The sequence below is a fragment of the Paenibacillus sp. VT-400 genome (assembly GCF_001029205.1).
Lineage (GTDB): Bacteria > Bacillota > Bacilli > Paenibacillales > Paenibacillaceae > Paenibacillus > Paenibacillus amylolyticus.
Window position 1 is genome coordinate 3,888,421 of sequence record NZ_LELF01000067.1, and the last position, 21,118, is coordinate 3,909,538.

Annotated in this window: 20 protein-coding genes and 1 other annotated feature; of the genes, 1 reads left to right on the forward strand and 19 read right to left on the reverse strand. The window is 46.2% G+C overall.

Annotated elements, in window-relative coordinates; all coding sequences use genetic code 11:
• Window positions 1-258 precede the first annotated feature (258 nt).
• The 8 genes from EL84_RS27790 to EL84_RS30990 all read right to left on the reverse strand — a co-directional run bounded on the left by EL84_RS27790 (window position 259) and on the right by EL84_RS30990 (window position 9,747).
• The gene (locus tag EL84_RS27790; protein WP_047843803.1) at window positions 259-1,698 is read right to left on the reverse strand and encodes a polysaccharide deacetylase family protein; all 1,440 of its coding nucleotides are present in this window, start codon (window positions 1,696-1,698) and stop codon (window positions 259-261) included.
• A gap of 52 nt (window positions 1,699-1,750) precedes the next feature.
• On the reverse strand, window positions 1,751-1,897 hold the full coding sequence (locus EL84_RS32175; protein ID WP_162489227.1) for a hypothetical protein: 147 nt from the start codon (window positions 1,895-1,897) through the stop codon (window positions 1,751-1,753).
• Window positions 1,898-2,293: 396 nt separating this feature from the next.
• A complete protein-coding gene (locus EL84_RS27795) occupies window positions 2,294-3,070 on the reverse strand; it encodes a DUF3298 and DUF4163 domain-containing protein (protein ID WP_053061627.1) in 777 nt (258 codons plus the stop codon).
• 170 nt (window positions 3,071-3,240) lie between these two features.
• Window positions 3,241-4,131, reverse strand: a complete 891-nt coding sequence (locus EL84_RS27800; protein WP_047843804.1) for a DUF3298 and DUF4163 domain-containing protein — start codon at window positions 4,129-4,131, stop codon at window positions 3,241-3,243.
• 23 nt (window positions 4,132-4,154) lie between these two features.
• Complete coding sequence (locus EL84_RS27805; RefSeq protein ID WP_047843805.1) at window positions 4,155-4,640, reverse strand: RNA polymerase sigma factor; 486 nt, start codon at window positions 4,638-4,640, stop codon at window positions 4,155-4,157.
• 934 nt (window positions 4,641-5,574) lie between these two features.
• Window positions 5,575-8,448, reverse strand: a complete 2,874-nt coding sequence (locus tag EL84_RS27810; protein WP_053061628.1) for a ComEC/Rec2 family competence protein — start codon at window positions 8,446-8,448, stop codon at window positions 5,575-5,577.
• Window positions 8,449-8,550: 102 nt separating this feature from the next.
• Window positions 8,551-9,069, reverse strand: a complete 519-nt coding sequence (locus EL84_RS27815; protein WP_017687196.1) for a deoxycytidylate deaminase — start codon at window positions 9,067-9,069, stop codon at window positions 8,551-8,553.
• A 39-nt stretch (window positions 9,070-9,108) separates the two neighbouring features.
• A complete protein-coding gene (locus tag EL84_RS30990) occupies window positions 9,109-9,747 on the reverse strand; it encodes a ComEA family DNA-binding protein (RefSeq protein ID WP_053061629.1) in 639 nt (212 codons plus the stop codon).
• Window positions 9,748-9,932: 185 nt separating this feature from the next.
• On the opposite strand from EL84_RS30990, the gene comER reads away from it, so the two are divergent.
• On the forward strand, window positions 9,933-10,778 hold the full coding sequence (gene comER, locus EL84_RS27825) for a late competence protein ComER (RefSeq protein ID WP_036668550.1): 846 nt from the start codon (window positions 9,933-9,935) through the stop codon (window positions 10,776-10,778).
• Here the strand turns inward: comER and leuS are convergent.
• From leuS to EL84_RS27880, 11 genes are all read right to left on the reverse strand, one after another.
• Window positions 10,759-13,203: a leucine--tRNA ligase gene (gene leuS, locus EL84_RS27830; protein ID WP_047843806.1), complete on the reverse strand. Its 2,445-nt coding sequence runs from the start codon at window positions 13,201-13,203 to the stop codon at window positions 10,759-10,761. The genes comER and leuS overlap by 20 nt on opposite strands.
• A gap of 78 nt (window positions 13,204-13,281) precedes the next feature.
• Window positions 13,282-13,551: a binding site (T-box leader), on the reverse strand.
• Window positions 13,552-13,663: 112 nt separating this feature from the next.
• The gene (locus EL84_RS27835; RefSeq protein WP_047843807.1) at window positions 13,664-14,620 is read right to left on the reverse strand and encodes a phosphotransferase family protein; all 957 of its coding nucleotides are present in this window, start codon (window positions 14,618-14,620) and stop codon (window positions 13,664-13,666) included.
• A gap of 222 nt (window positions 14,621-14,842) precedes the next feature.
• Entirely contained in the window at window positions 14,843-15,613 is a 771-nt protein-coding gene (locus EL84_RS27840; RefSeq protein ID WP_036615129.1) for a class I SAM-dependent DNA methyltransferase, read from the reverse strand.
• 129 nt (window positions 15,614-15,742) lie between these two features.
• Window positions 15,743-16,648, reverse strand: coding sequence for a S1 RNA-binding domain-containing protein (locus EL84_RS27845; protein WP_047843808.1), 906 nt, complete (start codon window positions 16,646-16,648; stop codon window positions 15,743-15,745).
• Window positions 16,645-16,992: a ribosome silencing factor gene (rsfS, locus tag EL84_RS27850; RefSeq protein ID WP_036615136.1), complete on the reverse strand. Its 348-nt coding sequence runs from the start codon at window positions 16,990-16,992 to the stop codon at window positions 16,645-16,647. Before rsfS ends, EL84_RS27845 begins: the two co-directional genes overlap by 4 nt.
• A gap of 17 nt (window positions 16,993-17,009) precedes the next feature.
• Entirely contained in the window at window positions 17,010-17,576 is a 567-nt protein-coding gene (gene yqeK / locus EL84_RS27855) for a bis(5'-nucleosyl)-tetraphosphatase (symmetrical) YqeK (RefSeq protein ID WP_047843809.1), read from the reverse strand.
• Complete coding sequence (locus EL84_RS27860; protein ID WP_047843810.1) at window positions 17,560-18,150, reverse strand: nicotinate-nucleotide adenylyltransferase; 591 nt, start codon at window positions 18,148-18,150, stop codon at window positions 17,560-17,562. The genes yqeK and EL84_RS27860 overlap by 17 nt, the downstream gene beginning before the upstream one ends.
• 15 nt (window positions 18,151-18,165) lie before the next feature.
• A complete protein-coding gene (gene yhbY, locus EL84_RS27865) occupies window positions 18,166-18,459 on the reverse strand; it encodes a ribosome assembly RNA-binding protein YhbY (protein ID WP_017687186.1) in 294 nt (97 codons plus the stop codon).
• Window positions 18,460-18,541: 82 nt separating this feature from the next.
• On the reverse strand, window positions 18,542-19,411 hold the full coding sequence (gene aroE, locus EL84_RS27870) for a shikimate dehydrogenase (RefSeq protein ID WP_047843811.1): 870 nt from the start codon (window positions 19,409-19,411) through the stop codon (window positions 18,542-18,544).
• Window positions 19,412-19,453: 42 nt separating this feature from the next.
• On the reverse strand, window positions 19,454-20,581 hold the full coding sequence (gene yqeH, locus EL84_RS27875; RefSeq protein WP_017687184.1) for a ribosome biogenesis GTPase YqeH: 1,128 nt from the start codon (window positions 20,579-20,581) through the stop codon (window positions 19,454-19,456).
• On the reverse strand, window positions 20,578-21,105 hold the full coding sequence (locus EL84_RS27880) for a YqeG family HAD IIIA-type phosphatase (RefSeq protein WP_036615148.1): 528 nt from the start codon (window positions 21,103-21,105) through the stop codon (window positions 20,578-20,580). Before EL84_RS27880 ends, yqeH begins: the two co-directional genes overlap by 4 nt.
• Window positions 21,106-21,118: the final 13 nt, after the last annotated feature.

The following is a 21,118-nucleotide window of genomic DNA, read 5'->3' on the forward strand; positions in this document are numbered from 1 at the left end:
GATGACTGCATAACTAAAATATTATAACGCTGGAACCATCTGTCGCTAGCGAGTGAAGCAGCTTATGGACAAAATGTTCGTTAGAAAAACTCTTACATCCGTATCTGAATATAAGAAACTATGGAGAAATCGGAACAGCAAGGAATTATTTCAAATCCAAATAAAGGTCGGTTTATATAGGATAGTGCAAATCCATTCTTATAGAGAAGGTACAAACCTTAGAAAAACGAAGGTTTGTACCTCTTTTGTGTGATGAACTTATTGATTATAATAAGGGCCATTTCCTGTGGATTTATTCAAGGACAACAACTGAGACACCGTTACGAATTGGTAGCCTTGCTTTTTTAGTGATTTAAGCATGTGGGGCAGCGCATCAGCTGTAGAAGCGTGAATATCATGCATAAGTAAAATCGAACCTGATCTGATGTTTTTAGCAACCTCTTTATTTACAGCTTGAGCGTTCCGGCTTTTCCAATCCAGCGAATCCACAGACCATAAAATAATGGGTGTTTTCTGTTCTTTGGTGACTTTTTTGACTGATTCATTCATAGCACCATAAGGCGGACGGAATAGGGTTGGTTTTTCCCCAGTCGCATCCTCGATTCGGTCCGATGATTCTATGATTTGTTTGCGCACCTCACTCAGGCTCATATTCGCAAGATTTGGATGACTCTTGGAGTGATTGCCGATCTCGTGGCCGGCCTTAGCAACCTTTTTAGCCATATCAGGATAATACTCTACTTGTACGCCCAGCATGAAGAAAGTAGCTTTCGCGTTGTACTCCTTCAAAGTCTTTAGAACTCTAGGTGTCACCTTTGGGTGAGGCCCATCATCAAAGGTAAGAGCAACATATTTCCCTTTAGGATCAAGCGGAGGCTGAGTTGGCCTCTTCCCTTTTGGTTCATCGTTATTTTCATAATTAATATTCCATTTTTTAGTAAGGTCCTTCTTCAAGTAGGAATGCAAGGATTTCAGTGGAATGTTCACTTGGACCGTTCCGGCTGCACCAGCAGCGATCTCGTATTTATTAAAGTATAAAGTAAAGACTCCGTTACCTATGGACCATTTCCATCCAGATGGATTTTTTATAGATTTTTGAAGTTCTGCTTCGAATACATAAGAGTGAACGTTTTTCTGTTTCTTCAATTCTTCCTTCACGATGGACATAATATGGTTAACAGCTGCTTTGTCATAAGTCATGATATCAGATAAATTCAATATTTTATTTTCAGCTGTGTCGATATTAAAAGATTTTATTATCGATTGTCCATTAGCACCGCCTGTGGTGATTTGATAGGAAGTGAACACTAAACTATATAAATGGTCATTAATTTTATTCGTATCTACTGTAATATTCAATTCAGCACGATGATCGCCTTGAAGCGTTTTTGCACCGGTTTTAACCTGGGCTAAGAATTTCTTTTCCTGATCATTGACCCACGTCTGAATAGGAGTATTAATCTCCTTGCTGTTTGAGAGAACGTTGCTAATCGACAGTATATAATGCTTCGTATTCTTCGTCCTTGTTTCGATATTTAAGCCTGGGTATGCACTGGGCGACACTTCAACGTTCTCTGTAACGCTGTGGTTCCCAGCTAGAACATTTTGCACCATTAGATTGATTCCTAGAATCCCGCCAGCTAATACAATAAATCCAACCAGCCAAACGGGCCACCGTGTTTTCTTCCTTTTGTTCATTTCAAATCATCCTTATCTTTATTCTAGTCATAAAACTGCAAGTCATTGTCTATCATTTCTTCCGGCGATGGTAGGCCATGACAGCCATGACGGATAATGCCCTTAAGCCATCAAGTCCTGGCATATAACGATTACCGTCGCCTCGTACCGGTGCAAAGTTCCGGATTAGACTTCCGAAATGATCTGTGTTGTCATGCATTTTGCTTTCGTCCCTATCCTTTTTGATTTGTTGCTCATAGGCAGGACGCCGAGGTTGTGAAAAAAGTTTTCTCCAATTAATGTAATCAATGAAGAGAACAAAACATTTTCATGGAACTTCTACCTTTAGAACTAAAAAAAGCATCCCGTAAGAAGAGAGTCTTCGGGATGCCACATTCAGAATAATCGTCATGTTTCCAGCATAAGACTTGAATTAATGTTGTACTTGTACATTTAAAATGTCGGACACAAATTGGATTGCACGGAAAACTGATTTTTATGAATCGAAGTGGCTGCGCCGAGCGCTTTGGGAGCCATTTTCGAGAAGAAGCAAGCTGCCACCTTTTTCAGATCCAACTTTACTGCGACTTCTGGCTTCATATCATTTGGCTTTGCCTCAGAGGCTGGCATTCTTCAAATTGAAACGGAACTCCGGTGAACCCACATATCCCGGCGCGATACTGTATTTCGGGAAGATGATAACCAGTTCGCCTTTTTCAATATAAAACGACTGTTCCGTGAACGTCCCTTTGAATTCTTCCAGGAAGTATTGATCGGGATCCTTTCTCATTTGCGCAAGAATATCTGTATCAAGCTTTTCTTTATAGTTAGAACCGAGGAGATCCTCCAGTGTCACGCGCTGAGCCGCAGAGGCATTTTTCAAGTTGTAGGTATCGATCCGGGGCATGCTTGTTCCGCCCCTGTAACCTTCCGTGATTACTTCAAGCGAAACTACTCCTGCAGGGTTTCCAGTTCCGTCCGATTTTAGCTTATAGCTGACGTAAAATTCATAGGGGTGGAACTTCTGGTGATTTACTTTTGCCTTTTTGGCCGTTTTTGCGGCATCCTTCTCCCACTGAGCAAGATCCTTTTGCACACGGGATAAAAGGATGCCATTCAGTTCATTCTGGTATCTGGTGTCCAGCATGCCGTCCAGCTGCGGTACCTTGATGTTCACAATAAGGTTCTTGCTCGTTGTGCTCAGTACCTTCTCCACGATTTTTACTCCTGTAGCCGAAGGGACGGTTGCTTGTACCTTAGAGCTGACAGTTACGTTCGCTGAAACAGGTGCCGAGGCCAGCGCATATGCAGATAAGCTCGCTGCGCCGACGCCGAGCATGGCTACACAGCCCATGGCCCCCATCTTCATGTATTTTATCGTTTTCTTTTTCATAGCTTTCATCCTCCATCTCTTTGTATGAGTGTCTAATCACGTACACTCATTGGCTAGACGCATGAGATGGTACAGAAAGTTTTGGAAAATCAAAAACAGAACAATATCTCTTCGACCAAAGTACTAACAAAAAAAACCGGCGCGGGGTACCCCATCACCGGTCTCTTCCATTACTTAATGTATTTGTTATTAATCAGAACGTCTTTCAACACATCCGTGGGAATGACGAATTCCACAGAACCCATATAGCCTGGCGCAACGTCATATTCGTTGAAAGCAATCACCAGCTTGCCGTCGTTGTTGATATAGAAGCCTTGATCCTTCGCGATGCTCTGGAACTCACTGGTGACCGGCACGTCGCTAGCTCCCGGAGCCCAGTAAATCTTATTAGGGTCCGCTTTCATTTGCACCTGCATCTGCTCTTTAACGTTGTCGCTGATGAGCCGTACATAACGATCGTCCTTGAACAGCATCGGCAGAGTTATGAGGATTTGGTTTTTCTTATCGATCGTATCAAACTGAAGCTCCTCCGAGGATGAACCGGCGGTCTCGACCACGTATCTTTGTATAGATAAAATCTCGTCGTTGTCCGTCTTTACTTCATATCCGACATCAAGTCCCAGATGGCCTCCGCCCTGCTTCTTCAATTCGCTGATTTCCACCTGGAACTTTTCGTAAAGCGCTTTGTTCTCCTTCATATATTTCTCGTTCAACCCGCTTTGCAACTGCTCATTCTCCATATCGGTAATGGAAGGCACTTTGATATTCGCATTGTAATTAGACTCGTCAACCACGTATTCCTTGAACGTGAGCACCTGGATAACCCGGTCCACACCCGGTATGGATGACAAGGCTTTTGCTACAGGAGGGCTCACATTGATCGCAATAAGGAACATGAACGCAGCCGCACTGGAAACGGCTAACCATCTGTACTTTGAGCCGCGGCCCCTCCTTCCCTCCTTAGAGAATTTATGAATCGATTGGTTTACAATGCTATCCAATTCATCTGGAATGGGTATTTCTTGGTATTCTTTTCGCAGCTGTTCCATGTTATTGTTCATCTTACTCGATCTCCTTTGGTTGTTTAATCATTCATTTTGATTCGCAATAGCTGATGCGCCTGATACAGCCTTGTTTTAATCGTATTCACATTCTCATCCAGCACAGCCGCAACTTCTTCGATCTTCATGTCTTCAAAATATCTCAGTATAATGACGCTCTTGTATTTATCCGGCAAGGATTCGAGCGTTCGCTTCAAATCAATGTCCATATACGTATCTTCTGCCCCGGGGCTGTAGGTTTCGATCATTTCATGATCCATCGCCTGAACCTTTTTGTTTCTGCGCAGAAAATCCAGGGCGGTATTCACCACAATCCGGTAAAACCAGCTTTTGACCGCATCTGGGTTCTTCAAAAGCTCGAGATGCGTCATCGCTTTATATATGGAGTCTTGTACGATATCCAGGGCATCATCCTTATTTTTGACATAGCTATAAGCAAGTCGGTATACGTTCTCTTTATGCTCGGTAATACAGTGTGTAAGAATTTTTTCAGTTTTTCTATTGAACATGGTCGATTATTCCTTTTCTATATAAATCTTTTGTCGTAACAAGAAGTAAGACGTATACGGGTTCCCAAAAAGTTTTCGCATCCAAAATTTTTTTTTACTTCTGCAAACCGTTCAAGGCCCTCACAAGCAGGTCAACGTAAACCTCGGCGCCTCTATTAAATGCACCTCGTCCTTGTAAAAATAATCTTCCCTTCCTTCACTTGCCGAATACCAGTCTACTACCGATGACCGAATTCATTTGAAACTTTTGAGGTTTCTTTATAGTAACGATATTTCATACTTTTAATCCGTCTTCTTCTGATCTGTGCCGGTGGAACCACGCTCCCCTTCCTCATTTCCTACCCTGCCACTACCAAAAAAATATATGTCACCACCATGAAATTAAAAAAAGTCGTTTCGCAGCGAAACGACTTCTTTCTTTTATAGGTCAACTAAGTACTTTCTTTCTCTAATTCCCACTTTTCCTCAACCTCTGTATGTTAAAATATAGTAACGCCTTAGCCTATCTCTTATTGAATATAGTTATTTAGGGAGGTCAATATTTAAATGACAAACACCCATAGAATCAATAGGCCGCGCGGAAAAATAGTTGCAGCTGTATTATTCATTCGGGTATAAATTTGCGGTTGGATTATTGATTAACCTCGCTATTTTACTTTTCTTACTTACGCCACTTTCTATATTGGTGGATGGATTACTTTTATACAGAAAAAAAGATAGTACGTATAAAAGATTGCTCGTTGCAATCGTTGCATATGGTCTATTAGGCTTCATAGGTGGGATCATCTACTCGATATTTACACGTAACTTCAGTACTTTTTCTGCTCAAACTATCCACATTATTGTATGTTCTCTTGTCTTTTTAACCTTCCAGTTGGTATTAAATCGGAGTTTTCTTCACTCATCTTCATACCGATAAATAGATTGCCTGCCTTCACTCAACTCCAAACAACTTGTACCGGATATCAATCTTCCCATCTTTCACCCTCATCTGAACCTCTCCCATCTGATCTGTCCGATAAATATCTGACCCGGTAGCCTCCAGACGTTCCATCACTCCCGGATTGGGATGCCCATATGTATTGTTAACTCCTGCAGATATCACAGCGGTTTTGGCGTTCCAGTATTGGAGCCAGGCTTCAGTGGACGACGTTTTACTACCATGATGAGCGACCTTTAGAACGTCAATGGATACAGACGCCGCCGCTGAAGCATCTTTTGAATCAACCTGCAACGGGCGTGTAAGTATCCTTTGAACAACTCCCTCTGTAACTCCAATATCTGCACCTTTCTGTTCAAACTGGGCAGCCAACGAGCCATCCTGAATCATATAGAGCAGGTCCTGCTCGGCTGCTGCATCCATATCTCCGGTGAACAACATGGAAGCCCCGGCCATTTCCAGCAAAAAGACAACGGAATCATGATTTTGGTGTTCAGATACAGGCAAATTGCCTGATTCATTTACATCCATATGTGCCAGATCCGGAGCTATAAAATGTAAACTTGTCTCTTTATCAGCCTTATAGGACATGCCCTGCTGAATGGCGTACAGAGGAATTTTACGTTCCATGGCTGTGTCCAGTAATTTATCAAAGTTTTCTTTACCACTGGTTGTGCCATTAAATATGAAACGTTTAACCGGAATCTGTTCCAGCACAGCCTGTAGTCCTCCGGCATGATCCTGATCGGCATGCGTTACAATTACAGTGTCCAGTTGATGGATGCCTCTCTTTTTCAATAGAGGAACAACCACCTTGGCTCCCACCTCATACGGATCACGCCTTGTTTTCCACGATTGTTCGTTGTTCCCAAAACTAACTGTTCCCCCGCCATCCACCAGAATGTGTTTGCCTTCCGGGGTTGTAATCAATGTACTGTCTCCCTGACCAATATCCAAAAACTGCACGATGCCGGTTCCAGCAGGCTTGGGAGTCTGATATGCCCACCATAATCCAGCAATAAAGCTGATTGCGAGCAACCCGCACAACCATTGCTGAGCTTTACTCATTCGTTCATTTGAATAATAACCTGCGCCTCGTATAGTAAATGCACTTGTATACTCCGGCCAGGCAATACTGGCTCCTAATGTCGTTAATGAAGATTCTTTTCCATCTACGCGGTTCTTACCTTGATCCTGTAACACGGTAGACATCGAAGAGCGAATGCCCATATTCGCCATTGAAACTGAAGGTTGTCGCCTCACAAGAGGAGCCGTCTCTTCCTCAACAAATGCTGTTTCTTGCTGCTCACCATTGCCACGATGCAACAGGTAGAGTAAGGCATACAACACAGCATAATAGGCAGCAATCCATAACAAGGGCGGTGTTGCCCAGATCAACACAAAACCTGGCAGGCTGTTCATCCACTCCACGCTTACAAATGTCAGTTGATTCAGTTGCATCGCAATCCATGCGAGAGGTTTCGCCAAGGGAACCCATATGAATGACAATAACATGGCGACCGTCCCCAGAGGTAATACAATGGCACTAATCAAAGAAACCAGCAGAAAGTTAGCTACAAATGAGAGTAGTGAGAACTGATTGAAATACAGAATGGTTACTGGGAACGAAATCAGCTGAGCGGTCACGGTAACGGATGACGTTGCAGCCAGAGATTTCGGCCAACTGCTGAACAGCCGGTTAATCAATGGCATGTAGATCATCAAACCTGCGGTCACGAGAAAGGATAACTGGAAGCTCACGCTTAGCAAAAAGTACGGGTCCCACCACATCATCAGCAACGCTGCTGCACTGATCATCTGAAGACCGTCTCTGGCGAGACCACGACGTGCCATATACAACCCAATCATGGACATCATTCCTGCCCGAATCACTGAAGGTGAACCTCCGGATAACAGTACATAAGCTGGCACCAGGATCAGAACAATCGTGAGTGCCGTCTCTCTTGTAAGCCTTAGCCAAGATAGAATGAGAAGCAACGACGCAACATACACAGCAACATGGGTTCCAGAGATAGCCAGGATATGCGTTAGACCCAGTTGTGAAAACTGACCATAGGTACCCGGATCGATATCAGTAGCCATCCCGATAATAAGACCCTTCATATAACCTGCATGAGGCTCTGGAAATAACTGCTCAACCGCCGAGCCCAACTTATGCCTAGTCCAATCCGTCCACCTTAGTATGTTATATTGTCCAAGTCCCTCAGGAGCAACTGCTGTGACCGAACTGGCTCCCTTCACTTTGAACAACCAGTGGATATGCAGGGTGCGCAAGTAACTGCGATAATCAAACCCGCCAAAGTTCCTGGCTTCACCAGGAAGGACAAAAGAACCATTAAGCGTAATCAAATCGCCCCTCTTCCAGCCCGCTGCTACCTGTTGTTCTTCTTCCTCCAACAGTCTGACTTGTACCATCAATTGTTCATCTATTTTGAATGCAGATGATGCTACAAGATCTGTATCTGCTAACGAATCCAATGTTGGCAATATTGAAGACATCTGAATCTTAAAGTCAGCCCGATCTCCATCAATACGTACATCTGACACCAGCTCACCCTGAATTTCAGCTGACCATCCGTCCAACTCGTGAGTAGCGATATGCATGGTCTCCGGCAGACTGCTATGATTGCTTACGTCATTCCACTCCCAATGTGCAGCACCTCCAATAAAGGCAGCGAGTAAAAATAAAACAGACAATCCACGCACATCCATAAAACGAAGCAAAAGTGGCAGACATGCCAGAGCTCCAATTAACCCCCAGATTAACGTCCAGCCTGTTAACGCGCATGCTATCCCGCTCCCGCACAACCAACAAATCGTAAAACTTAATAATGGTCTGCCTTTCATTTCTACCCCTCCTTCATTTCACCCGTTGAACGCAGAAAAACCCCCGGAAAGCCCATTCAGGCTTGCCGGAGGTTCTCCCTCACGTATTCGATCATATTTACATTAATTGCTCACAGTCATCATCGTTTCCCGCGGGGGCTGGTAATTCTCCAGCCTGCGGAACGTTATGCCCTTCTGTTCCATCATATTGGTAACCTTGCCGGTATCTTTAGGATAAGAACGATGAAACACGATTTCTGTAATCCCGCTATTCGCCAGCATATTGGCACATGTCCAGCACGGTTCGTCGGTCACATACACGGACGAGCCTTCGCGGTCGATTCGATCTGTGAATAAAAGCAAATTTTGCTCCGCATGAATTGTGCGAATGCATCTTTGCTTTTTCACCATTTCTTCTTGCCCATCGGTCACGACCAACTCATACTCTTCCGATATCATGCAACCTGCTTCAGAACAATCCGGGACGCCGGTGGGTGCACCATTATAGGCTGTTCCCAGCAGTTTCTTTCCCTGAACAAGAACGGCGCCCACATGACGACGCGAACAGCGGGAACGGGTGGAAACCATATACGCGATGTCCATAAAATACGTATCCCAGTCCTTGCGTACCTCTGTACTCATGCTGCTTTCCTCCCGCTTAATACAATTTATATTTTAATTTTACCGGATCTGCACATACGGCGCCATCTTCTCCAGCATCTTCATCCCGATTCCTTTGACCTTTGTCAGATCACTGACTTTCGCAAAAGGACCATGTGCATTCCGATAGTCCACAATAGCTTGAGCCTTCTTCTCCCCAATTCCGGGAAGCTCGATAAGCTTGGAGACAGGAGCGGTATTCACATCAATCTTGCCATTGTCGCTAGCTTCCTCACGAACTACAGGTGGATTACTGCTTGATGCCGTCTCGGAGGTAACCGAAGGATCAGAATTCGTCCCCTGTGTAACTGTTTCAATCGAATTTGAGGTGTCCGGTGGATTATTATTCGTCTGACTTGTAGTTTGAACAACTGAATCACCTTCAACCCCAACGCTCGCAAGCTCTTTAGACTCATCTGCCTTTACATCATTTCCAGTCTGCAGCCCACTTGCCTCGGTTCCCGAAGAAGATGCTCCTGTATTGCCCTGAACCGAATTAGCCGACTGTACAGCAGGGAGTTCCTGCTCTATCGTCGGCTTCTCGGTGCCGAGCTGCAAGGGTTCCCAGCCACTAGGTGGTTGTTCACTTTTGCCCGACCATAATATAAGTATACTTCCAACCACCGCAGCAGCAATGGTCATCCCTTTGTTCCATCTCATTCTTCCACACCTCTCCCTGAATTCAAAATCATTCATTTCGAACACGGGCGGTGCTTCCGAACCGTTGTACTTTCCTGATGAAACAAGTTGTGCATTTTTCATGTCATGTGAAACAGGTCCTCACGCATAGAATAGAGGGAATGAACTGCGCCAGTACCGTAAAGCATGAAAGGAGGCCTGAAACAATGAAGGTTGGATTTATCGGAACCGGCAGCATGGGCAGCCTGCTAATCTATGCCCTGATCCAATCGGGTGCTCTTGAGCCCCGGCAGATCGCGGCCAGCAATCGAACCCCGTCCAAAGTACGTCAGTTATCCCTCCGTTACCCCGGTCTGCATGAATCCCAGAGCAATCGGGAAACGGTGATCCGAAGCAACATCATCTTCCTGTGCGTGAAGCCGCTTGAATTCAAACATGTTATTGACGACATACTGCCTGTCGTGAATCCCAATCATATAATTGTCTCGATCACCAGTCCCGTGCAGCTGCGACATCTGGAATCTTCACTTCCTTGCAAAGTCTCCAAGGTAATTCCCAGCGTCACACACCAAGTTGGCAGTGGAGCATCCCTCTGCATACATGGCGAACGAATGACCAGTGAAGACCGCGCTGTGTTGGAAAGTCTGCTCAGTCATATAGGCAGGCCGTACCAAGTGGATGAAGCCTGTACACGAATCACATCCGACTTCTCCAGCTGCGGACCTGCATTCATATCGTTCTTTTTGGAACAGTGGATCGAAAGTGCAGTGAAGCTGACAGGCATCAAAAGGGCAGATGCCTGCGCTCTGGCTGGCGAAATGCTCCTGGGAACAGGCAAGCTGCTCACCGAAGGAGGATACACCCCGCAAGAGCTTCAGGCTCGTGTCGCTGTACCTGGCGGTATTACCGCTCAGGCACTCGCACTGCTGAAGGTTAGTCTTGACGGTGTTTTCGACAACCTGATCCACACGACACATGACAAATATGATGAAGATTTGTTAAAGCTGGATGAACTATTCCGAGCCGGTGAGATTAACCGGCAACAATATTAACGAGTTTGCCTGGAACGGCAATGACCTTACGAATGGTCTTGCCTTCCAGCGCCTGCTTAACAGGTGCCAGCTCCATCGTAAAGTCCTGCATACCCTGTGCATCCAGATCCTTCGCGATTGTAGCACGAGTTACAATTTTACCATTTACCTGAACAACGATTTCTACTTCCGCATCCACTGTCATGGACTCATCATATTCAGGCCAAGCCACGTAAGAGATTCCACCTTCATGACCCAAACGGCTCCACAGTTCCTCTGCCATATGTGGTGCCAGTGGTGACAACAGCTGCACAAATTTCTCCATCGCTTCACGAGGCAGTGTGTCCGCTTTGTATGCATCGTTGATGAAAATCATCAGCTGGCTGATGGATGTGTTGAAGCGCAGATGTTCCAGATCTTCCGTAACTTTTTTGATCGTTTTGTGAGCAGTCCGTTTGAACTCATCCGTTCCACCGTCCACCGTAATCTTGTCATTGATGGCTCCTGTGTCTTCGTTAATGAAGAGACGCCATACACGTGACAGGAAGCGGTGCATGCCTTCAACCCCGTTTGCATTCCACGGTTTTGTCGCTTCCAATGGTCCCATGAACATCTCGTACAGACGCAATGTATCTGCACCGAATTCATTCACGATTTCATCCGGGTTAATGACATTACCACGAGATTTACTCATTTTCTCATTATTGGTACCCAGGATCATACCTTGGTTGACCAGTTTGTGGAAAGGCTCTTTGGTCTCCACAACACCCAGATCATACAGCACTTTGTGCCAGAAACGAGCGTACAGCAAGTGAAGTACGGCGTGCTCTGCTCCGCCAATGTACAGATCAACTGGCAGCCACTGCTGCTGTTTCTCCTTGGAGATCAGTTCCTTGTCATTGCGCGGATCGATAAAGCGCAGGTAATACCAGCAGCTACCCGCCCATTGTGGCATGGTATTGGTCTCGCGACGTGCCTTCATTCCCGTTTCCGGATCTACCGTATTCACCCACTCCGTAACATTCGCCAGTGGTGATTCTCCTGTACCCGAAGGTTTGATCTGGTCGATATCAGGCAGCAGCAGTGGAAGTTGATCCTCAGGTACGGTCTTCATCGTTCCGTCTTCCAGATGCAGAATCGGGATTGGCTCACCCCAGTAACGCTGACGGCTGAACAGCCAATCGCGCAGACGATAGGTCACTTTCCCTTGTCCTTTACCGTTCTCTTCCAACCAAGCAATCATCTTGGCAACCGCTTCTTCATTATTCAGTCCGTTCAAGAAATCGGAATTCACATGTGCGCCATCACCCGAATATGCCTCTTGTGTAACGTCTCCACCTTGAATAACCTCGATGATATCCAGACCGAACTGCTTCGCAAATTCCCAGTCACGCGCATCATGACCCGGAACTGCCATAACCGCACCTGTGCCGTAACCTGCAAGAACGTAATCAGCAATCCAGATCGGCAGTTTTGCACCATTAACAGGGTTGATTGCATAAGCGCCAGTGAATACACCTGTTTTGTCTTTGGCCAAATCTGTACGTTCCAGATCACTCTTACGAGAAGCCTGCTCCTGATAAGCCTGAATCGCTTCATGTTGGTCATCGGTTGTAATTGCTTCTACCAATTCATGTTCTGGAGCAAGTACTGCAAAGCTCGCACCGAACAATGTGTCCGCACGGGTAGTGAACACCTTGATAACTTCCTCGCGACCCTCAATGGCAAATACAACTTCCGCACCTGTTGATTTACCGATCCAGTTGCGCTGCATATCCTTGATGCTTTCAGACCAATCCAGCTCTTCCAGGTCTTCCAACAGACGCTCTGCATACTCGGTAATTCTCAGAACCCATTGACGCATCGGTTTGCGTACAACCGGATGTCCACCACGTTCACTCTTGCCATCAATAACCTCTTCATTAGCAAGTACCGTTCCAAGGGCTTCACACCAGTTAACTGCAACTTCATCCACATAAGCCAAGCCTTTATTGTACAGCTGAATAAAGATCCATTGTGTCCATTTATAGTATTCAGGGTCCGTTGTGCTGATCTCACGATCCCAGTCATAGGAGAAACCAAGCGATTTGATCTGGCGACGGAAATTGTCAATATTACGGAATGTAATATCTCGTGGATGTTCACCTGTATCCAGTGCATGCTGCTCAGCAGGCAGACCGAAAGCATCCCAACCCATTGGGTGCAATACGTTGTAACCGCGCATACGTTTGTAACGGGAAACGATATCCGTTGCCGTATATCCTTCCGGGTGACCTACGTGCAGACCTGAACCGGATGGATAAGGGAACATATCCAGTGCATAAAATTTCGGTTTAGCAGGGTCCTCACCCGTTTTAAACGTTTTATTTGCATCCCAATATTGCTGCCAACTTTTTTCCATGACTTGTGGCTGATAGCCGTGTTTCGGCTGGTTATTCTCACTCATCTATTGTTCCTCCTTCAGGTTATTCACTTTAGCTTTAATTGCAACAAAAAAACCTCAGCATCCCGTAGCGTTTGCAGCGCTAGGGACGAGAGGTTGAATTCCCGTGGTACCACCCTAGTTAGTGGACGAACGTGCTTCGTCATCCACTCCCTTTGGACCTGTAACGGCGGTTAACCGATGCGGATTTCCATTCCTGAACCCAAGCTTTATACAAGCAGGTTAAACAGAATGGTGTAATCACCGCATTTCTCCAAGGCGAGTTCGCAAATCACTGTCAACCGGCTTGCACCAACCGCCGGCTCTCTGTTATGTACAGGAATTACTACTGATCCTTATCATCGAAATATGTATACAATATCGGGACCATTATATAAAAAAGCAAGCCCAAAGTCAATATTACACGTTATAATGACCCTTTTAAGTCACACGGTTCGTACCGTTCAATAATACTCGTTGCTGTTCAGGATAACCGAAAACGCTCAATGCCTTCCTCCAGATTATGAATGGTCCAATTCACATGTTCCTGATTATCATATTGACGATAAGCGCACTCAATGCGCAGCACCAGATCAAAGTACAAGTCATAGAGACTTCTTCTTTTCAGCTCACTTTCAGTCGTAATCTCATGCCCATACCCTTTCACAAAACCGGGTGTATAGTTAAAATGACTGAAATAATGCTCCATCAGAGGATCTGCCCACAGAGAACGTTCAAAATCAATAATCGCTGTGATACGACCTTTGTCTACTAGAACATTGCCATCCCACAGATCCCAACTCACAAGAACAGGTTCTTTTACATCGTCCAGCACATCCGATTTCTCTTCAATCAAGCGTCTCAATTCAGGATAATCGATTGAAAATTTAATTCCGGCTTCTTCCCCGTCGGTAAGAATATCATCCATCAGATTCATAAATGCTTCTTTCCATGTGGAATATTGCTGTTTTTGCTCCGAGAAATATCCAAACTTCTCGCCTTTGATTTCATTAATTCGACGATTGTACCGACCGAGCTGGTGTTCAATGGCCTCCTGCTCTTCCGCAGAATATTGATCCTTGACCTGATTATAGGGTGTTCCAGACATGTACTCCATGATAAAATAACGCGCTGAAGCCATAGTTAACGAATCATCATAAGCCAGCACTTGGGGTACGGGAACATCCTGTAGCTCCGTGATGAGGCGTAGCGCCTCAATCTCAGCAATCATGAGATCCTGCTCACAGCGCATCAGATTTGTCGAAGCCGACGGTGCAATTTTGAGTACCACTCGCTGTGCGTCACTCAGTGTAATGAGATATGCATGATTGGCCCAGCCATCCACCATTTCCTTGTAGTCCTGTATACTTGCAGAGAAATGCTGCTCTATTATGGCATTCAACTGTTCTGACGTAAGTCTTGTTTTATATGTACTTTCCATTTCTACACCTCACATTGACATTTGATTTATTTCCTCAGAAAACGCTTTCTATCCGACTATTATCACCTTCTTTACTTTAACTGGCAATACTTTTTGTCACGTCGTTATGTCTTTTCTTGCATTCCTCTACCCTATTTAAGACTATTGCTATTCATTCTCCATAAAAAAATCAAACAAAAAACTGCCCTTATGCACCATAAGGACAGTTCTCATTATTCGCTCTTACTTCACAGCCACGTAGAACAAGCGCTGTGCGCTGTCTCCAGCTTCTTTCCATTCAAAATCCGCATATACCTTCACGTCTCTAAAACCTGCCTTGGACAACTCAAGCTTCATCCAGTCCGGGTTATATGCACGCTGGACATGAACTTCTTCAAACCGCTGATACATATCCTTGCTACCATCATCCACACGCGAAAAAATACTGAGATGATGTTCGATCTCACAGCGATCCTGATCCAGATCACATGTCCAAATATACGACACGGAGCGCTCATCCAGTACAAAAGGCTGCTCTTCATCATAACGAATAAGGGTATTGGGATGATGCACATCAAACAGGAACGTTCCACCAGGCTTCAGCATCTCGTATGTCCGCTGGAAAGTACGAACGACATCTTCTTGTTCAAGCAAATAATTGACACAATCACAGAAAGATATCACCGAATCCACAGGTTCCGGAACTCGCCATTCCCGCATATCCTGTTGCACCCAACGGACACTGCCCTCGCGATACAAGCGATGTCCCTGAGGCGTAGCCTCCATCTTGCTGCGCGCAACCGACAGCATATCTGATGAGAGGTCAATGCCTGTAACTTCGAAACCGGAGTTCACGAGCGGGATCGTAATGGAGCCCGTTCCACAGCCAAGTTCAGCGACACTTTTGGGCATTCCATGCTTTTCCCATGCTGTTCTTGCAAACCTTATCCAGTCCGGATAAGGCATATCTTCCATTAATTCATCATACACATACGCAAATTTCCGGTAAGACATGTCAGGCACCGCACTTTCAATTTCATTTTCCAATCCTGTTAACAAAAGAAAAGACAGGGGCATCCGGTGTTTACCCAGCCTATCCCTGCCTTCTCCGAGTTCCATATTACAACTATTTAATCAGGAAGATTACTTGTTTTCATTTTGATCCGCAGGAGCAGATTCGGACAGATACGTCCAGCTTTCCTTTTGGACCACCAATCCGTCTTTCATCAATTTGCCCAAGGCACGCTTGAAGGCAGACTTACTGATGCCAAAGCGCTGCTTGATGATATCCGGCGGAGTTGCATCCGAGTATGGCATGCCGCCCATAGGACGCTCTTTCATAAAGGCGAGCAGTTTGTCTGCATCTTCGTTACGTCCAACTTGTTTGAGTTGAGTCATGGCCAGATTCACACGTCCGTCTTCACGTACCAGTGTCACCCGACATTTAACTTTCTCACCAAGACGCAGCATATGACTACGTTCGGATGAATGAATCATACCAATCGCGCCAAAGCCCAGTACACCGCCCTCTACAAGTACAAAAGTACCCATCTGCAGTGGCTTGTATACCGTCGCTTCAACCCACTCGTTTAACCATGAAGTTGGAGCATGGAAAGACAATGGTGAAAGCTCACGTTCCCCGGCCAATTTGGCACGCAGACGTCCCTGCTTGTCATGTTCCATGATTACAAAGACTTCATCCCCCACTTGAGGACGCAGTTCTTCCAATTCAGGCAATTCACGAATAGGAAGCAGCAATTGCCGTCCAAGGCCCATTTCCAGGAAACAGCCCAGTCGTGGGTGAACATCAGCCACAACCAGTCGTGCCATTTCGCCAAGCATGAGATAAGGCTTTTTCATCGTTACGGCCAGACGATCTTCTGTATCAAAGAATACAAATACCTCAAGCGTCTCACCAATCTTAATATCCCGTGTTAACTCGGTGTAGTGAAGCAGTACATCTTCCGATCCTGTCGTCAAAAAGAAGCCAAACGGAGACACTTCACGTGAAACCGGCAAAGAGACGACTGTTCCAGCAATCAAACTCATACAGTTTCCACCACTTTGGCATCAGACCATAGTCGTTCAATGTTGTAGTATTCGCGCTCGTCACGGTGGAAGATATGAACAACAACATCGCCCATGTCCATCAATACCCAACGTGCGGAATCCATACCTTCGATACCTTTGATCGTCGCTCCGGCTGCATGAGCCTGTTTGCGAATTTCAGTGGCAATGGCTTGTACCTGTGTATCGGAATTCCCGTGACAAATAACAAAATAATCTGCCACCAGGGAAACATTAATCAGATCCAACGCTACAATGTTGGATGCCTTTTTGTCGTCAGCGGCAGCAACCGCCATATTCATAAGTTCTTTCGATGATACTGTCATGAACCAACCTCCATAATCTATAATTGTGCAATTAAGTCATTCCGCGACAGCATGGTCAAAGGATAAATGACACGTCGTTGCGAGATCAGCAAGCTGATCGTCGAATCGAATCCGGCAATTAAACCTTCCTCCAGACTACGTTCAGCCTGTTCGCGAATGTGATCCACTCCCGGGAAATCTCGTCCCGGTTCAATGTAATCGGCAAGACATACCACTTTGTCCAGCAAGCTCATGCCTACCCGACCCGAGGTATGCCACCGGATGGCATTAATAACTTCGGAATCTTCCACACCGTAATCACGCATGGCTACAAAAGCACCGACTTCGGAATGCCAGAGTTGCTTGTCATGCTGCAGAAGTTCCTGGTTTAATCCGTTATCACGAATGACCGCTTCCATCTCCGCTACGGGCCAGTACTTCGCCACATCATGCAATATCGCTGCCAGATCTGCTTTCACAGGATCAGCACCGTATTTTTCAGCCAACATCACTGACGATTCCATTACACCCAGTGTATGCTTCCAGCGTTTTTCCGGCATTTGTCCGGATACGGCTTGAATCAGTTCATCACGGCTTAGCGCCATATAAACCGCTCCTTACAATGTATTGGTGCACTTCATCAGGAATCATGAAGCGTACCGAATGACCTTTGGCCAGACGTCTGCGTACGGCTGTCGATGAAATATCGACCAAGGGCATCTCGGCCAGCAGGACCCGATCCTGTAACTCGTCTGGTAAATCATCCAGATGTAACTGGAAGCCCGGCCGACCAACTCCGATAAAGGTTAAGCGTTCTGCAAGCTCTTCAATCTGCTCCCATTTGGGGAGATAGTTCACCATATCCGCCCCGATAATGAAATAAAATTCATGTTCAGGATGGCGACGCCACAGTTCCTTCATCGTATCGATGGTATAAGACACTCCGCCCAATTCCATCTCGATATCCAGCACCTCATATTGCTGCACACCCTTCACAGCCGCTTCCGTCATATCGAGACGCTGCTGTCCCGAAGCTCCGGCTCCGCGTTTGTGAGGTGGAACATGGGAAGGCATGAACCAGATCTCATCCAGTGCATGTGAGTCCCTTGCCGCTTCAGCTGCCAGGAGGTGTCCCATGTGGATCGGATCAAACGTACCACCCATGATGCCGATCTTCACCTGCGTCACGCTCCCTTATCTAGGTAGTTCGATTTGTTTGTTATCGCGAGATTCTTTGTACAGGATGATTGTGTTACCGATGAGTTGTACAAGCTCACTTCCCGTTTCACGGGCAACTTCTTCTGCCATCTCTTTTCTGTCCTCGTCATTGTTGTTCAACACTTGCACTTTCATCAATTCGCGCTTCTCAATCGCATCTTCGATGTGACGGAACAGGTGCTCGTTGGTTCCACCTTTACCAATCTGAAATACAGGGGTCAGGTGATGTGCCTGTGACCGCAAAAAGCGCTTTTGTTTACCGTTTAACATGAATACTCCATACTCCTTATGTTGAGCAGGCCCTGATCGACAGCGCAAAAACTGTCCGGACCTGACCATTCAATTATTATTTTCACACTTCAAAACTGTTTAGTACAGCACGTCTCATCGTCTCCACAGGAGCCGGAATGCCGAGCCAATGCTCAAAAGCCACTGCGCCCTGGTATACAAACATACCCAGACCACCGTGCACTGTGCATCCACGCTTCCGCGACTCTCGAAGCAGACGGGTCTCCAGCGGATTGTATATCAGATCACTCACCGCTGCTCCTTCACGGATCAGTGCAGGATCAACTGGTACGTCATCAACATTAGGATGCATTCCGGCAGCCGTTGTGTTAATCACGATATCAGCCGTAGCCAGTACCGTTGCAGCGTCTTCCATGCCACTGCCCGAGATTTCTCCCAAGCCATGGCCTCGTAAATCCGAAGCAAGTGCAATAGCCCTGTCCGCTGTACGGTTCAGAATGTGGATCCGTTCAGGCTTCTCCAGTGCAAGTGCATATATGACACCTCTCGCTGCTCCACCTGCTCCTAGTACAGCAATACGTTTACCCCCAAGCTCAGGCACAGCCTCTTCCTTCAGCGATCGGACATAACCAATACCATCCGTATTGTACCCTATCAGTGTTCCACCTTCATTGACGATGGTATTCACCGCACCAATCAGGCGAGCACTGTCATCGACCACATCCAGATACTGCATCACCTGCTCTTTGTGCGGGATGGTGACATTGACACCACGATAGCCCAGTGCCACAATTCCGCGAACTGCCGCTTCCAGTTGATCCGGATAAACATGCAGTGGCATATACATTCCATTCACTCCTGCAGCCTGCAGAGCCGCATTGTGCATTGCCGGAGACTTGGAGTGAGCAATAGGATCACCCATAACACCAAGCAACACGGGAAGTGAAGAGTTGAATTTGTTCTGCTCAGACATAGGTCCGCCTCCGATCCATCTGATGTACAGCTTCTGAGATTACTAGATCAAGGATGGGCGGATCTGTACACGAATGCCTTTTGGAGCATGAACAGCAACAAGCGCTCCAATATCGCCATTCACCTTAATCCAGCCCAGACCCGAGATGAATACATCCGATTGACTGCCGCGTTTGATGCGGAATTCATGTCTGGTCCATTCAGCCATCTCTGCTGCATCCTCACGGGTTGGCGGAGACAACAATTCTCCCAGATGGTCGCGGTAAAGATCATCTGCACGCTCCAGCTTCGTCCGGTGAATATCAAGCGCAGTGCTGATAAAACAAGTGAACGACTGGCGATCACCTTCCACAAAGTCAAATCGAGCCATGCCGCCAAAGAACAGCGTCTGACCGGAATTCAACTGATACACAGCCGGTTTAAGCGGTTTTTCCGGCATGATGGCAGCGAGATCCTTACGTGAAACAATCTCGCTGAAACGCCATGGATACACGATTCCAGGCGTATCAATGATATATTTTCCATCATCCAACGGAATGTTCACCATATCCAGCGTTGTTCCCGGATAACGGGATGTAGTCAGTTCCTGCTCCAGATCACTGTAATCACGAATCAGACGGTTGATCAGTGTGGATTTGCCCACATTGGTACCGCCAACCACGTACACGTCACGATCTTCGCGATAGGTTCCCACAAGCTCAAGCAGTCGGTCGAAGCCCTGGTTTTGCTTTGCACTGCACAAGACTACATCGACGGTACGCAAACCTTGTTCTTTGGCTTGCTTCTGTACCCAGTTGCGAACCTTGTTCCAGTTGGTTACTTTCGGAAGCAAGTCCGTTTTGTTCACAGCAAGCAATACCGGATTGTTGCCTACAAAACGTTGCAGACCGGAGATAATACTGCCATCAAAGTCAAACAAATCAACGATATGGATGACAAGTGCATCCTTATCCCCGATTTTGCTAAGCAGCGCCAGGAATTCGTCCTGATCCACCGTAACGGATGATGACTCATTGTAGTTTTTGATGCGGAAACAGCGCTGGCATATAACCGGTTCACGATCCAGTGCTTTCTCTGGGATAAACCCTGGTAATTCCGAATTTTCTGTTTGCAGATGCACGCCGCATCCGCTGCACCTTACGGCAAGATTGCCGTTATGCGGTTCTGTCATTTCTTCTTTTCCTCCTCAAGCCATAAGCCTTTCCTGCGTAAACTCGTTAGAGCAATCCGTTCCACGCGTCGATTGAAGCGGGTCATAAAACCTTCGTCCCCTATGGAGATTGGCAGTACCAGAACAGTATATAACCCCATTCGGTTCCCTCCATAAACGTCCGTAAGCATCTGATCGCCTACTACAATCGTGTTTTCAGGAGATAACTCCATCATTTTCATTGCTCTACGAAACGGTACATTCGATGGTTTGCGTGCACTATGCACAAACTGGATATCCAGCGGGGTCGCAAACAGGGATACACGATTCAAATTGTTATTGGACACAATCATCAGCTTGAAACCTGCCTCTTTCACACGTGCAAACCATTCAATCAGTTCGGGCGTAGCGTCAGGGGCTTTGGCTCCAACGAGTGTGTTATCCAGATCAGTTATAATTCCACGGTAGCCTTGAGCGTACAGCTCTTCCAGATTAATGTCAAAAACCGTGTCTACACGCAGCTTGGGCATTAACATTTTAAACAAAGAAGTCACCTCA